The organism is Alistipes sp. An66 (assembly GCF_002161445.1).
In the GTDB taxonomy this organism is placed as follows: Bacteria; Bacteroidota; Bacteroidia; order Bacteroidales; family Rikenellaceae; genus Alistipes; species Alistipes cottocaccae.
In genome coordinates this window covers 67,371-80,604 of the sequence record NZ_NFHT01000008.1, presented here as the reverse complement: position 1 = coordinate 80,604, position 13,234 = coordinate 67,371, and the positions used below count along the sequence as shown (strand labels likewise).

At 61.0% G+C, this 13,234-nt stretch carries 13 protein-coding genes and 4 tRNA genes; 12 read left to right on the top strand and 5 right to left on the bottom strand.

Annotation, left to right across the window (positions count from 1 at the left end; genetic code table 11):
- Positions 1-7: 7 nt before the first annotated feature.
- On the bottom strand, positions 8-892 hold the full coding sequence (locus B5G16_RS07200; protein WP_087262701.1) for a sulfide/dihydroorotate dehydrogenase-like FAD/NAD-binding protein: 885 nt from the start codon (positions 890-892) through the stop codon (positions 8-10).
- Between the two features lie 19 nt (positions 893-911).
- Complete coding sequence (locus B5G16_RS07195) at positions 912-1,988, bottom strand: DUF1573 domain-containing protein (RefSeq protein WP_087262699.1); 1,077 nt, start codon at positions 1,986-1,988, stop codon at positions 912-914.
- A gap of 124 nt (positions 1,989-2,112) precedes the next feature.
- Here B5G16_RS07195 and B5G16_RS07190 point away from each other — a divergent pair.
- The 6 genes from B5G16_RS07190 to B5G16_RS07165 all read left to right on the top strand — a co-directional run bounded on the left by B5G16_RS07190 (position 2,113) and on the right by B5G16_RS07165 (position 6,256).
- Positions 2,113-2,186: transfer RNA gene (locus tag B5G16_RS07190), tRNA-Asn, on the top strand.
- Between the two features lie 200 nt (positions 2,187-2,386).
- A tRNA-Val gene (locus B5G16_RS07185) sits at positions 2,387-2,461 on the top strand.
- A 51-nt stretch (positions 2,462-2,512) separates the two neighbouring features.
- Positions 2,513-2,590 (top strand) — tRNA-Val (locus B5G16_RS07180).
- Positions 2,591-2,759: 169 nt separating this feature from the next.
- Positions 2,760-2,834 (top strand) — tRNA-Val (locus tag B5G16_RS07175).
- Between the two features lie 142 nt (positions 2,835-2,976).
- Positions 2,977-3,855 (top strand): bile acid:sodium symporter family protein, encoded by an 879-nt coding sequence (locus tag B5G16_RS07170; protein ID WP_087262697.1) that lies wholly within the window; start codon positions 2,977-2,979, stop codon positions 3,853-3,855.
- 16 nt (positions 3,856-3,871) lie between these two features.
- Complete coding sequence (locus tag B5G16_RS07165) at positions 3,872-6,256, top strand: TonB-dependent receptor (RefSeq protein WP_087262695.1); 2,385 nt, start codon at positions 3,872-3,874, stop codon at positions 6,254-6,256.
- A 248-nt stretch (positions 6,257-6,504) separates the two neighbouring features.
- On the opposite strand, the gene B5G16_RS07160 is transcribed toward B5G16_RS07165, so the two are convergent.
- Both B5G16_RS07160 and purB read right to left on the bottom strand, forming a co-directional pair.
- A complete protein-coding gene (locus tag B5G16_RS07160) occupies positions 6,505-6,846 on the bottom strand; it encodes a DUF3784 domain-containing protein (RefSeq protein WP_087262693.1) in 342 nt (113 codons plus the stop codon).
- A gap of 12 nt (positions 6,847-6,858) precedes the next feature.
- A complete protein-coding gene (gene purB / locus B5G16_RS07155) occupies positions 6,859-8,208 on the bottom strand; it encodes an adenylosuccinate lyase (protein WP_087262691.1) in 1,350 nt (449 codons plus the stop codon).
- A gap of 165 nt (positions 8,209-8,373) precedes the next feature.
- Between purB and B5G16_RS07150 the strand changes: the two genes are divergently transcribed.
- From B5G16_RS07150 to gap, 4 genes are all read left to right on the top strand, one after another.
- Positions 8,374-8,775 (top strand): DUF4834 family protein, encoded by a 402-nt coding sequence (locus B5G16_RS07150; RefSeq protein ID WP_087262689.1) that lies wholly within the window; start codon positions 8,374-8,376, stop codon positions 8,773-8,775.
- A gap of 1 nt (position 8,776) precedes the next feature.
- Positions 8,777-9,520 (top strand): MlaE family ABC transporter permease, encoded by a 744-nt coding sequence (locus tag B5G16_RS07145; protein WP_087262687.1) that lies wholly within the window; start codon positions 8,777-8,779, stop codon positions 9,518-9,520.
- Positions 9,517-10,272: an ABC transporter ATP-binding protein gene (locus B5G16_RS07140; RefSeq protein WP_087262685.1), complete on the top strand. Its 756-nt coding sequence runs from the start codon at positions 9,517-9,519 to the stop codon at positions 10,270-10,272. The genes B5G16_RS07145 and B5G16_RS07140 overlap by 4 nt, the downstream gene beginning before the upstream one ends.
- A 390-nt stretch (positions 10,273-10,662) precedes the next feature.
- Positions 10,663-11,679, top strand: coding sequence for a type I glyceraldehyde-3-phosphate dehydrogenase (gap, locus tag B5G16_RS07135; protein WP_087262683.1), 1,017 nt, complete (start codon positions 10,663-10,665; stop codon positions 11,677-11,679).
- A gap of 130 nt (positions 11,680-11,809) precedes the next feature.
- Here gap and B5G16_RS07130 read toward each other — a convergent pair whose 3' ends face one another.
- On the bottom strand, positions 11,810-12,214 hold the full coding sequence (locus tag B5G16_RS07130) for a hypothetical protein (RefSeq protein WP_087262681.1): 405 nt from the start codon (positions 12,212-12,214) through the stop codon (positions 11,810-11,812).
- 157 nt (positions 12,215-12,371) lie between these two features.
- Here B5G16_RS07130 and B5G16_RS07125 point away from each other — a divergent pair, with 157 nt between their 5' ends.
- The gene (locus B5G16_RS07125; protein WP_087262679.1) at positions 12,372-12,974 is read left to right on the top strand and encodes a YceD family protein; all 603 of its coding nucleotides are present in this window, start codon (positions 12,372-12,374) and stop codon (positions 12,972-12,974) included.
- A 45-nt stretch (positions 12,975-13,019) separates the two neighbouring features.
- Positions 13,020-13,205, top strand: coding sequence for a 50S ribosomal protein L32 (rpmF, locus tag B5G16_RS07120; protein ID WP_019131261.1), 186 nt, complete (start codon positions 13,020-13,022; stop codon positions 13,203-13,205).
- Positions 13,206-13,234 lie beyond the last annotated feature (29 nt).

The following is a 13,234-nucleotide window of genomic DNA, read 5'->3' as shown; positions in this document are numbered from 1 at the left end:
TACGCTGTTATTTGTCCAAACCGATTCTGCATACGTGTCCCGCTTCGCGTTCGTCCGCGATGGCCGCGGCGCGCTGCTCCTGGGTGCGGTACATCCCCTGACGGCGCATCGCCTCGTCGAAATCGACCTCGTGGCCGTCGAACTCCGGGCCGTCGACGCACGTGAAGCGCGTCTTCCCGCCGACCGTCACGCGGCATGCGCCGCACATCCCCGTACCGTCGACCATCAGGGCGTTGAGCGAGACGGTGGTTTTCAGTCCGTATTTGCGGGTCGTCAGGGCCACGAACTTCATCATGATCATCGGGCCGATGGCCACGCACTCGTCGTAACGCTCGCCGCGCCGCTCGACGAGCTCCTCGATCAGCCCCGTGACCATCCCCTTGAATCCCTCCGAACCGTCGTCGGTGGCGATGTAGAGCTTCTCGGCCACGGCACGCATGGCGTCGGTGTAGATGAGCATCCGGCTGTTCTTGGCGCCGATGATGACGTCGGCGCGCACGCCGTGTTCGTGGAGCCACTTGACCTGCGGGTAGATCGGGGCGGTTCCCACGCCGCCGGCCACGAAGAGGTAGCGGCGCTTGCGCAGCTCGTCGAGGGGCATGTGCACGAATTCCGACGGGCGGCCCAGCGGACCGGCGAAGTCGGCCAACGCCCCGCCCTGTTCCAGCGAGCAGATTTTCCGGGTCGAGGCCCCGATGGCCTGCGTGACGATGGTGACGCTGCCTTCGGCGGCGTCGAAGTCGGAGATCGTGAGCGGAATGCGTTCGCCGTGTGCGTCGGCCCGCACGATGACGAATTGTCCGGGTTGGGCCGCATGGGCCACGCGCGGAGCGTGAATCTTCATCAGCCAGATTCCCTCTGCGAGGAGTCTTTTTTCAAGAATGGGATACATTTATATATACGTTTGTGTGTTACTCTTCGATGATAGCCGTCACGCGGATCCGCCGCATGGGACGTACAGGGTCGTTCGTTATCACGACAAGATGTTCGCTCATCACGCCGTACTCCTGTGTCCGGGGGTCGAACAGCACTTCGCCGCGGAACGTCTCGCCGGGGGCGATCCGGAGTCCGGGAGCGAACGTCGTGGCGACCTCTCCCTTCCCCTCGACGGCCCGCACGATCAGCTCCGCATTGCCGGTATTCGACAGCATGACGGGGAGTTTGCGAATCGATGCGCTGTGTTTCACCGGTCCGAATTTGAGGATCTGGACCGAATATTCGCTCCGCGGGGCCGCGGCATCGGGGGCCGGGCGCGGGTCCACGCCGATGCCGTGCGTCACGAGGGCCGTGCCGTTGCTGCGCCCGTCGACGAAGATCTCCTGCGCATCGCGCACCGTGCCGTAGCGGGGTTGTTCCGCGGGAATGAGGTACGAGACGTTGATCGAGCCCCGTTCACCCGGAGCGATCGTCGTCGGGGCCTCCGTGCGGAGCAGTCCGCTGGCCGCTGTCGGGCGCAGTTCGAGCCGGATCGTGCGCCGGGAGTCGTTCACGTAGCCGATGGCCCCCTGTACGGGGTGTCCCGGATAGAGGTAGGCGAAGGCGTTGAGCGTCGTGGTCAGGCGGAGTCCGCCCCCGGCATCGATCGGGTAGAGCTCTTCGAGGCTCTTCGGACGCGGCGTGACGCTCCCCTGCACGGTGAGTGTGGCGATTTTTTTCCGTTCGCTCGAATAGACCGTCAGATCCTTGTTGAAGATCCCCGGACGGTTTGCGGGGTCGTAGGTGACGGTGATCTCTGTCTTGCCGCCGGGCAGGATCGGCTGCTTCGAGAAGCGGGGAACCGTACAGCCGCAGGAGGTCACCACGTCGAGGATCACCAGCGGCTTGTCGCTGCGGTTCACGCCCGTGAAGGTGTGGCTCACGGGACCGTCGGCTTCGCGGATCGTCCCGAAATCCCGGGTCGGATTCTCGAAGGACAGCACCTGCTGCCCGCGGGCCGTCAGTCCGCATAGCATCAAGATTATGAGCGTGATAAACTGTCTGGTCATCATCGGATACGGGTCATGAACATGTTGCAAAGATACTTTTTTTTGTAAAAAATCGTACAATAATTTTGCGGGAATGAAATTTTGCTATATATTTGCACTCCGAAACGGTTAAAACACCGGATCGAATGCCTGAATAGCTCAGTTGGTTAGAGCACATGACTGTTAATCATGGGGTCCTAGGTTCAAGTCCTTGTTCAGGCGCAGATGCGCGAGGGTTGCGTAAAGGTTCTTTCAAAAAACGCCTGCAAGGGGCGGCCGAAGAGAGGGGCGGGTCTGGAAAGGCCGGTTTCTTGAAATGGAATACAGGAGAGCTCGCTGATTTGCGGCGCGATCCGTTGCACGGAAGGAAGGTCGTCGAAGCAAATCGGAAGATTGCCTTTGCAGTCCCAAGCCATTTTTACGGGAGCTTAGCTCAGCTGGTTCAGAGCGTCTGCCTTACAAGCAGAGGGTCGGGGGTTCGAATCCCTCAGCTCCCACAACGATGTCAGCCACTTACAGCGATGCAAGCGGCTTTTTTTTTGACAAACGGGAGCATAGCTCAGTTGGTTTAGAGCGCCTGCTCGACAAGCAGGAGGTCAGCGGTTCAAATCCGCTTGTTCCCACCATTTTTGAACGACCCGCAAGGCTGCGGGTCGTTTTTTGTACCCGGCTCCGGATCCCGGTGTCCCCGTGCGTGCGGCCGAAGGACCCGCGTAAAAGAACCGTTGAAAAATGGAACTGGGATTTGCAGATGTCATTAATTTGTGCTATATTCGCACCCGCAAATCCGAATTCGGGAGCTTAGCTCAGCTGGTTCAGAGCGTCTGCCTTACAAGCAGAGGGTCGGGGGTTCGAATCCCTCAGCTCCCACCGATGGATAGCCACTCGCATCCGAGTGGCTTTTTTTCTCCTCTCCGCCGTTCTCCTCCACGGCAGATGACGGCCGGAGAATCGGTGCCGCATGTCGCCGGCCTCCGGCAAAGCGGATTGTTGGGCTTAAAACCGTTGGACGATGAATACCGTCTGGATCGTGCTTCCTGTTCTGCTTGTGTTGATGTTCCAACTCGGCATCGAACTCGACCGCAATGCCTTTGCGGCTCTTTTCCGCCGTCCGGCAGCCATCGTGGCAGGCCTTCTCGGACAACTCGTGGCATTGCCGCTGATTGCCTTCGGAGTGGGGCTTCTTTTCCGCTTGCCGCCCGTCTGGTTCATGGGGCTGATGCTGATCGCCTGTTGTCCGGGCGGCAGCTCCTCGAACGTCTTCTCGATGCTGGCCCGTGGCGATGTGGCGCTGTCGGTCACGCTGACGGCTTTGAGCAGCCTCATCACACTCTTCACCATTCCACTGGTGATGGGCCTCGTGTCCCGCTTCGTGTCGGTGCATGCCGAGACGCCCGTCGACCTTCCGGCAGGGAAATTGCTGCTTCAAAATTTCGTTCTGCTGTTCCTTCCGATGCTGGGCGGGGCGCTCTTCGGCCGCCTTCGCCCCGCAGCTGCACGGCGGGTCCACGCACTGTTGGGACGGGTCTCCTTCCCGGCTCTGCTGTTGCTTGCGGCGCTCTTTTTCATGCAGTATGCCCGGGTTATCGTGGAGAATTTCGCGGTGCTGGGCCTCGCCGCCGGCGTGTTGATTCTGCTGGCTGTGGGGGCCGGGTCGCTGGTGTCCCGGGGCTTCCGCCTCGGGCGGGCCGCCCGACGGACCATCGTCATCGAGGTCGGGATGCAGAACGCGGCGCAGGCTATCGCCATTGCCGCCTCTCCGCTCGTCTTCAACGACGGGGAGATGGCTGTCCCGGCAATCGTCTACGCGCTGTTGATGAATGTGATCCTGCTCGTCTATCTGAAACTGCTTCCGAAGTCATCCGTCGGGGAGTTGCCGGATAGGGGCTGAATTCCGGGTTCGTGGTATGAAATGCTGGTTTGTTTTCTGTTTGCTTGTGGTTGGGGGCCTTGCGGGAGCCGCAGCCCAGCCGGCCTCCTATCCCGTCAGCGGACGGGTGATCGACCGGTTGAGCCGCCAGCCGGTGGCCTATGCCGCCGTGGTGCTCGCCGGACAGGAGCGAACGGGCGTATCGACCGATTCGCTCGGCCGTTTCCGCATCGAACGGGTGAAGCCCGGCATCTGGCGCCTGACGGTCTCGTCGATGGGTTACAAGAGCATGACGACGCCCGAATACCTGGTCTCGGCGGCCACTCCCTTCATCGAGGTCGAACTGGAAGAGGATGCCACGCCGGTCGAGGCCGTGACGGTGCGCCCGACGCCCTTCCGCGTAACGACCGAGAGCCCCGTGAGCCTGAAAGTCATCGGCTTGCAGGAGATCGAGAAGAGCCCCGGCTCGAACCGTGACGTCTCGCGCATCGTGCGCTCCTACCCGGGTGTGGCCTTCTCGCCCGTAGGCTACCGCAACGATCTGATCGTGCGGGGCGGCGGACCCTCGGAGAACAGGTTCTACATGGACGGCATCGAGATCCCGAACATCAACCATTTCGCCACGCAGGGCGCCACGGGCGGTCCGGTGAGCATCGTGAACGCCGACCTGGTGCAGGAGATCAGCTTCTATACGGGGGCTTTCCCGGCCGACCGCGCCGGGGCGATGAGTTCGGTGCTGGATTTCCGGCTGCGCGACGGAAATCCCGAACGCCAGACCTTCAAGGCGACCCTCGGCGCTTCGGAGGTGGGGGTGAGCGGCAGCGGCCATATCGGACGGAAGACCACCTATCTCTTCTCGCTGCGGCAGTCCTACCTGCAACTGCTGTTCAAGATGCTGGGACTTCCCTTTCTGCCGAACTACATCGACGGGCAGGTGAAGGTCCGGACGCGCCTTTCGGAGCGCGACGAGCTGACCGTGCTGGGGCTGGCCGGGATCGACAACATGAAACTCAACGTCGACGAGGAGGGCGAGGATGCCGAATACCTGTTGAGCTACCTGCCGCGCATCCGGCAGGAGACCTTCACGGTGGGGGCCTCGTGGCGGCACTACGCCGGGCGGCACGTGCAAACCGTGACGTTGAGCCACAACTACCTGAACAACCGAAACCTGAAATACCGCAACAACGACTCCTCGACGGAGGAGAATCTGACGCTGCGCCTGCGCTCCGTCGAGCAGAAGAGCACGCTGCGGGGCGAGAACCGCACCTATCTCAACGGGCTCTGGTCCGTCCGCGAGGGGGTCGAGCTGACCTGGTCCTCGTATACGAACCGGACCTTCCAGCGGCTCTATGCCGCCGATCAGTCGATGCTTTCCGACTACAATACCCGTTTGGGGATCCTCGGCTGGGGGCTCTTCGTCTCGGCGGAGTATGTCTCGGCGGACAAGCGGCTGAAAGCCTCGGCCGGACTGCGCACCGACGGCTGCGACTATTCGGGAGGCATGGCGCGCTTCTGGAACCAGCTTTCGCCCCGCGCGTCGGTCTCCTATGCGTTGAGCGATGCCTGGTCGGTGAGCGGTGCCGCCGGGCTCTACTACCAGCTGCCGCCCTATACGGCGCTGGGATTCCGCGAGGAGGACGCTCTGGTGAACCGCTCGTTGGCATACATGCACGTCGGGACGTTCAGCGCCGGAGTCGACTGGCGCCGCAACGACCGGCTGATCGTCTCGGTCGAGGGTTTCTATAAACGGTATGGCAATGTGCCGCTGTCGCTTGCCGACGGGATTCCGCTCTCGTGCAAGGGGGCCGACTACGGCACGGTGGGCAACGAGGCGTTGCGCTCCGGGGCGCAGGGACGCGCCTACGGCGTGGAGGCGATGGCGCGGTGGCAGATTCCCGGACGGCTCAACGTCGTGGGCTCCGTGACGCTCTACCGTTCGGAGTTCCGCAGCGGAGCGTCGGCGCCGTGGGTGGCGTCGGCCTGGGACAACCGCTTCGTCGTGAACGTCAGCGGCACCTACGACTTCCCGCGCCATTGGAGCTTCGGAGCGAAGTTGAGCGCCGTGGGCGGGGCGCCCTTTACGCCCTACGACCTCGACAAGTCGTCGCTCGTGGCGGCCTGGGACGTCCAGGGGCGCCCCTACTACGACTACACGCGGTACAACGCCGGACGGCTCGACGCCTATGCGCAGCTCGACGTGCGTCTCGACAAGGTTTTCTACTTCAAGCGCTGCATGCTGGGCTTTTACGTCGACTTGCAGAACGTCACGGTGAGCAAGTACCGTTCGCCGGATGTCTGGATGTCGACCGGGGTGATTGCGAATCCCGAGGCGCCGGTCGGGGAGCAGAAATATGTCATGAAGCCGATCGAACAGGTGAGCGGCACGCTGCTGCCGACGCTGGGCATCACGGTCGAGTTTTAGTGGGGCCGTGCCGCACAAAAAAACAGCAGGGAATCTCGCGATTGCCTGCTGCCTTCGGAGGTTGCCCTCCTAAACTACTAACCCAAACTTAAATAAATGAAGAAACCTCACTGCGGTTGCTGACCCGCAGCTGACTCTTCAACGTGCAAAGTGTGTGCCAAATGCAGAGCCGCCGGCGGAATCCGATCCGTCGGCGGCTTTTCGGTGCATCTTTGGGCCTGTTCCCGTATGTTTTGTCCGGGGCCCTTTCAGGGCTCCTTCCGGACGTTTTTCTTCAAGAAACGGCCTCCCGTGTTGGCGTAGATCACGGCTCCGACGGCCCCGATCAGCAGCCAGATCGTTCCGGCAAGTCCCAGCCCCCGTCCGGGCCAGAGCGTGTCGGCGCCCATCACGAGCATACAGGCCGCGCAGAAGAACATCAACTTGCCCATGAAGCGGCAAAGCGCCCGTTTGTCATAGCGTTCGCGCTCCTTCTTCGGCATCGTGTTGTAGCCGGCGATCAGCCAGGCCCCGCGTCCCGCGAACAGGAATCCGCCCATCACGACGAAGAGCAGAAAGAGCGCTCCGTAAACGATCAGGTCGCTGCTCATGGCCCGGCGGTGCTAACAGCGGAAGACGCCCGTGTAGGTTGAGGGCGAGAGGGCGCGCAGCTCCTTCTTCACCTCCTCGGAGACGTTGAGCGTCTCGATGAAGGCGGCGATCGCCTCGCGCGTGATGTGGGTGTTGGTGCGCGTGAGGGCTTTCAGCGCCTCGTAGGGCTTCGGGTAGCCTTCGCGGCGCAGGATCGTCTGGATGCCCTCGGCCACCACGGCCCAGTTGTTTTCCAGGTCTCGTTCCAGCGCCTCGGGGTTGAGGATCACCTTCCCGAGCCCCTTCATGAGCGATTGCAGGGCGATCACGGCGTGGGCCATCGGTACGCCGACGTTGCGCAGTACGGTCGAGTCCGTGAGGTCGCGTTGCAGGCGCGAGACGGGGAGCTTCGACGCCAGGTGCCCGAAAACGGCATTGGCGATGCCGAAGTTGCCCTCGGCGTTCTCGAAGTCGATCGGGTTGACCTTGTGCGGCATGGCGCTCGACCCGACTTCGCCGGCCTTGATGCGCTGCTTGAAGTACTCCATCGAGATGTAGGTCCACATGTCGCGCGAGAGGTCGATCAGGATGGTGTCGATGCGCTTCATGGCGTCGAAGATCGCCGCCAGGTTGTCGTAGTGCTCGATCTGCGTGGTGTACTGCGAGCGGCAGAGCCCCAGCGTTTCGTTCACGAAGCGGTTGGCGAAGGCCATCCAGTCGTAGCCGGGATAGGCCGCATGGTGGGCGTTGAAGTTGCCCGTGGCGCCGCCGAACTTCGCCGGGACGGCGATGTCGTGGAGCATGACGAGCTGCTTTTCGAGCCGTTCGACGAATACCGAAAACTCCTTGCCGAGCGACGTCGGCGAGGCGGGTTGCCCGTGGGTGCGGGCCAGCATCGGCACTGTGCGCCACTCCTCGGCGAACGACGCCAGCTTGTCGCGCACCTCCTCGACGGCCGGGTAGTAGACCGCCGCAAGGGCCTCCTTGATCGAGAGCGGGATGGCCGTGTTGTTGATGTCCTGCGAGGTGAGCCCGAAATGCACGAACTCCTTGTAGCGTTCCAGTCCCAGGGCGTCCATCTTCTCCTTGATGATGTACTCGACGGCCTTGACGTCGTGGTTCGTCACCGCCTCGATCTCCTTCACACGCTCGGCGTCGGAGGGGGTGAAATCGGTGTAGAGCGCCCGCAGGGCGGCGAATTTCGTGCGGTCGATGTCGGCCAGCTGCGGCAGCGGCAGCTCGCACAGGGCGATGAAATACTCCACTTCGACACGGATCCGGTAGCGGATCAGGGCCTGTTCCGAAAAATAATCGGCGAGTTTTTCCGTTTTGTTGCGGTAGCGTCCGTCGACGGGCGAGATGGCGGTAAGAGGCGTCAGCATATTTGGGATAAGATTTGTTTTCGAGCACCAAATTTACGACAATTAATTGAAATACGCATATTTTTCGCTACCTTTGCAGGGATAATCTTCGCGGCGGGGCGGTGCCGGCGGCTTGCACGCTCTTTGCGGAGAAAAACGAAATGAAACACTGAAACCGGAAAAAGGATGAATTTTCTGATGGCGATCATCGATTCGTTGGTGGGCTTCGTGCAGCGCAATCCGCTCATGACGCTCGTCATCCTCATCCTGGCGCTCGGCGCCCCCGCGCTGCTCAAAGGCATCGCGATCGTTATACTGTATATTCTGATGGGACTGATTCTTTTGGTCGTGGCATTGGTCCTCCTTTTCCGCTGGCGGATCTACAAGATGCGCAGGCAGATGGAGGAGCAGTTCGGCCGCGGTTTCGATCCGCGGCAGGGAGGCTTCGGGACCCCCTTCACCGGGGAGGAGCCCCGGCATCGGGGCCGCGAAGGCGAGGTGCGGGTGCACAAGACGCCCGGCGCTCCCGAAAAACGCGTCTCGAAGGACGTGGGCGACTACATCGACTTCGAAGAGGAGAAAAACTGACATGCTTCGGGTATTCGAACAGATAGGCCGTTATTTCATCCTGATGGGGAAGGTTTTTTCCCGTCCGGAGAAGGCCGTGATCTATCGGCGGCGGATCATCTTCGAGATGGAGTCCCTGGGCGTCAACTCCATCGGACTGACGGCCATCATCTCCATCTTCATCGGCGCGGTGATCACCTTGCAGATGTCGATCAACCTCGACTCCCCGTTCATCCCCCAGTCGCTGATCGGCTATGCCACGCGCGAGACGATGATCCTGGAATTCTCGTCGGCCGTCGTGGCGCTGATCCTCGCCGGAAAGGTCGGGTCGAGCATCGCCTCCGAGATCGGCACCATGCGCATCACCGAGCAGATCGACGCCCTGGAAATCATGGGCGTCAATTCGGCGTCGTACCTCATCCTTCCGAAGATCGTCGCCGCGATGCTCTTCTTCCCGTTTCTGACAATCCTCTCGATCCTGATCGGCGTGCTGGGGGGCTGGCTCATCGCCGCCGCCACGGGCATCATGATCCCCGCCGACTATGTCGACGGCCTGCTGATGGACTTCCGCCCCTATTCGATCACCTACACGCTCATCAAGACCGTCTTCTTCGCCTACATCATCACCTCGATCTCGGCCTTCTTCGGCTACAACGCCCGCGGCAACTCGCTCGAAGTCGGCGCGGCGTCGACGCGCGCCGTCGTGGTGAGCTGCGTGGTGATCCTGCTCTTCGACCTGATCCTGACCCAGGTGCTGCTGATATGATACGAGCCGAACATATCGTCAAGTCGTTCGACGGGCGCGTGGTGCTCGACGACATCTCGGTGGCGTTCGAGACCGGGAAGACGAACCTCATCATCGGACGCAGCGGCTCGGGAAAGACCGTGCTGCTGAAAACCCTCGTGGGACTGCACGAACCCGATTCGGGCGACGTGTGGTACGACGACGTGAACTTCTCGCGGCTCGGGTTCCGCGAGCGCAAGGGCATCCGCAAGGACATCGGCATGATCTTCCAGGGCGGGGCGCTGCTCGACTCGTCGACCGTGGAGGAGAATGTCAAGCTGCCCCTCGACCTCTTCACGACGCAGAGCGAGCGCGAAAAGCTCGAACGGGTGAACTTCTGCCTGCACCGCGTGCGCCTGGAGGACGCCAACCGCCTCTATCCGGCCGAATTGTCGGGCGGCATGATCAAGCGCGTGGCCATTGCGCGGGCCATCGTGATGAATCCCCGCTACCTCTTCTGCGACGAACCCAACTCGGGCCTCGATCCGCAGACCTCGATTGTCATCGACAACCTGATCCACGAGATCACCCACGAATACGGCATGACGACGATCATCAATACGCATGACATGAACTCGGTGATGGAGATCGGCGAGAAGATCGTCTACATCCACGAGGGCCGCAAGTGGTGGGAGGGCACCAAGGAGGAGATCCTCCATGCGGAGAACCCCGAACTGAACGATTTCGTCTTCGCCTCGGCAATGGCCAAACGGGCGAAAACTGCGGCCCGTTAGCCGTGGGGCTGTCGGGCGTGGGGCTGTTGGGCGTTGAGGCTGTTGGGCGTGGGGGCTGTTGGGCATGGGGGCTGTTGGGCATGGGCTGTTCGGTGTGGGACCGTTGGACATGGACTGTTAGGCGGGGACTGTTAGGTGTTGGGTCCGGTGGGTGCTGGGTCTGTCGGGCGTGGACTGTTCGGTGTCGGGGCTGTTGGATGTTGAGCCTTGTTCGGCATTGGGCCCCGGGCGTGGCCCGGATTTTGCCGAAACACCGGCGGCTGCGGATGGCGTTGGGAGCAAGGTTCGTAAAAAAATTAAATTTTTATTTGCGTATAATATTTAAAGTGTGTACTTTTGCGCTGTGAAAAAAATAACGCAAGGTTTTATTAACAAATAATTCAAAACATTATGGCAACTATCAAAATCGGTATCAACGGCTTCGGTCGTATCGGCCGTATGGTTTTCCGTGCTGCCTGCACGCAGACTGACAAGTACGAGATCGTGGGTATCAACGACCTCTGCCCGGTAGACTACCTGGCTTACATGCTGAAATACGACACGATGCACGGCCAGTTCAAGGGCGAAATCGACTACAACGTCGAGAAGAGCCAGCTGATCGTCAACGGCCACGCTATCCGCGTAACCGCCGAGAAGGATCCCGCAAACCTGAAATGGAACGAGGTTGGTGCCGAGTACGTTGTTGAGTCGACGGGTCTCTTCCTGACCGAGGAGAAGGCACAGGCTCACCTGGCTGCCGGTGCCAAGTATGTGGTTATGTCGGCCCCCTCGAAGGACGCTACGCCGATGTTCGTCTGCGGTGTCAACACCGACACCTACGCCGGCCAGAAGATCGTTTCGAACGCTTCGTGCACCACGAACTGCCTCGCCCCGATTGCCAAGGTCCTGAACGACAAGTTCGGCATCACGGACGGTCTGATGACGACGGTTCACTCGACCACCGCAACGCAGAAGACCGTGGACGGTCCCTCGATGAAGGACTGGCGCGGCGGCCGTGCCGCTTCGGGCAACATCATCCCCTCGTCGACGGGTGCTGCCAAGGCCGTAGGCAAGGTGATCCCCTCGCTGAACGGCAAACTGACGGGTATGTCGATGCGCGTTCCGACCCTCGACGTATCGGTTGTCGACCTGACGGTCAACCTGGCAAAGCCGGCCAAGTACGATGAGATCTGCGCTGCCATGAAGGAGGCTTCGGAAGGCGAACTGAAAGGCGTTCTGGGCTACACCGAGGAGGCTGTCGTTTCGTCGGACTTCCTGGGCGACGCACGCACGTCGATCTTCGACAAGGCTGCCGGTATCGCACTGACCGACACCTTCGTAAAGGTCGTTGCCTGGTACGACAACGAGTGGGGTTACTCGAACAAGGTGCTCGACCTCATCTCGGTCATGAAGGCTTACAACAAGTAGTCTGAACCGCGATTCGAAAAAAGGAACGCTCCGAAAGGGCGTTCCTTTTTTTGTGGCGTCGGGCTTTATGGTGTCGGGCTTTGTTGCGTCGGGTCGCCTGAACGGCATGTTGCGATTGCGGGCGCGGGGTCTATTTTCCGGCTTCGACTTTCAGCTCGATCGAGGCCCCCGACCATTGGTTGATGGCGCGCTTCTCGGTGCGCAGAAGACGGCCTCCGCGCGAGATGCGGATCTCCGCCTCGAACGGACGTGTGGTGTCGATGTCGTTGCCCGCGGGCAGCGTGTGGGGGATGATGTAGACGTAGAGCACCAGGTGGTGGCAGGGCGGCGTTTCGAGCACGACGCTCCGTGAGGCCGGAATGTCGGCCGGGCGCTCGGTGAGGTTCGATCCCACGTCGGCGACATCCGAAGCCGTCGATGCGAAACCGATCCGGTTGTCGTCGGCATCGAAGCAGCCGCACATCAGGTCCGCATTGTAGTGCCACCACACCTCGCTGCGGCTTTTCAGTTCGATCTTGAATCCTTGTTCCTCCATGTCGGGACAAAGATAACGCTTGCGGCGTGCAAAAGCAAATTTTCACGGCGTTTGCCGCCCTCCGCATCTCCCACCCGCGGCTCGGGGGTGCTAAAACTCGTAGTTTTCTTTGCAGTTGTCCTATTTTTTAGTAACTTTGCGCACTAAATGTGTTCAAATGGGGGAAACACAACGATATTCGATCGCCTACAAGGGGCTGAAAAACGGACATCACGAATTCCGGTTCGCGGTGGATCGGTCGTTGTTCGAGGCCTTCGAGAACACGGAGATCAAGGACGGAGCCTGTGAGGTGCGGGTCGATCTCGACCGCTCGGAAGCACAGCTCACGCTCGATGTCGCCATCTCGGGGTACGTCGTCGTGGCGTGCGACCGCTGCCTGGAAGACTGCCGGGTGCCCGTCGATTTCGAGGGGCAGCTGCTGGTCCGCTTCTCGGAGGAGGTGCGCGAGTACGACGGCGAGGTGCTGTGGCTGCTGCCGGGCGAGGAGCGTGTGGATCTGACACAATACATCTACGAAAGCATCGTTCTGTCGCTGCCCTACCAGCGGGTGCATCCCGAAGGAGAGTGCAACCCGGAGATGCTGGAACGCTTCCGCATCGTTTCGGACAGCGAGTTCGCCGCCATCGAGGAGCGGGCTGCGACCCGCGGGCATGCCGACGGCGAGTGGGCCAAGTTGGCGGCCCTGCGCGAACGCATGGAGTCCGAGGCGGCGGAGCCCTCCGAAGAGGGAACGTCCGGGCATCCCGGTGCTGCGGAATAAACGGAAACAAGGAAAGTCGAACTTATATAAAACAACAGTTGTAAAATGGCACATCCTAAACACAAAATCTCGTCGACGCGACGCGACAAGCGCAGAACTCACTACAAGGCTGTCGTTCCGACGGTCGTTACCTGCTCGAACTGCGGCGCTGCGGTGCTTTATCACCGTGTATGCCCGGAGTGCGGCTTCTACCGCGGCAAGCTCGCCATCGAGAAGAAGGCCGCCGAATAACCGATTCGGCGTCGGAAGAGCGCATTCCG

What these genes read in the sequence shown, in the direction of transcription:
- B5G16_RS07200 (WP_087262701.1), bottom strand. Translation starts at nt 892, where the DNA reads ATGTATCCCATTCTTGAAAAAAGACTCCTCGCAGAGGGAATCTGGCTG.
- B5G16_RS07195 (WP_087262699.1), bottom strand. Translation starts at nt 1,988, where the DNA reads ATGATGACCAGACAGTTTATCACGCTCATAATCTTGATGCTATGCGGA.
- B5G16_RS07170 (WP_087262697.1), top strand. Translation starts at nt 2,977, where the DNA reads ATGAATACCGTCTGGATCGTGCTTCCTGTTCTGCTTGTGTTGATGTTC.
- B5G16_RS07165 (WP_087262695.1), top strand. Translation starts at nt 3,872, where the DNA reads ATGAAATGCTGGTTTGTTTTCTGTTTGCTTGTGGTTGGGGGCCTTGCG.
- B5G16_RS07160 (WP_087262693.1), bottom strand. Translation starts at nt 6,846, where the DNA reads ATGAGCAGCGACCTGATCGTTTACGGAGCGCTCTTTCTGCTCTTCGTC.
- purB (WP_087262691.1), bottom strand. Translation starts at nt 8,208, where the DNA reads ATGCTGACGCCTCTTACCGCCATCTCGCCCGTCGACGGACGCTACCGC.
- B5G16_RS07150 (WP_087262689.1), top strand. Translation starts at nt 8,374, where the DNA reads ATGAATTTTCTGATGGCGATCATCGATTCGTTGGTGGGCTTCGTGCAG.
- B5G16_RS07145 (WP_087262687.1), top strand. Translation starts at nt 8,777, where the DNA reads ATGCTTCGGGTATTCGAACAGATAGGCCGTTATTTCATCCTGATGGGG.
- B5G16_RS07140 (WP_087262685.1), top strand. Translation starts at nt 9,517, where the DNA reads ATGATACGAGCCGAACATATCGTCAAGTCGTTCGACGGGCGCGTGGTG.
- gap (WP_087262683.1), top strand. Translation starts at nt 10,663, where the DNA reads ATGGCAACTATCAAAATCGGTATCAACGGCTTCGGTCGTATCGGCCGT.
- B5G16_RS07130 (WP_087262681.1), bottom strand. Translation starts at nt 12,214, where the DNA reads ATGGAGGAACAAGGATTCAAGATCGAACTGAAAAGCCGCAGCGAGGTG.
- B5G16_RS07125 (WP_087262679.1), top strand. Translation starts at nt 12,372, where the DNA reads ATGGGGGAAACACAACGATATTCGATCGCCTACAAGGGGCTGAAAAAC.
- rpmF (WP_019131261.1), top strand. Translation starts at nt 13,020, where the DNA reads ATGGCACATCCTAAACACAAAATCTCGTCGACGCGACGCGACAAGCGC.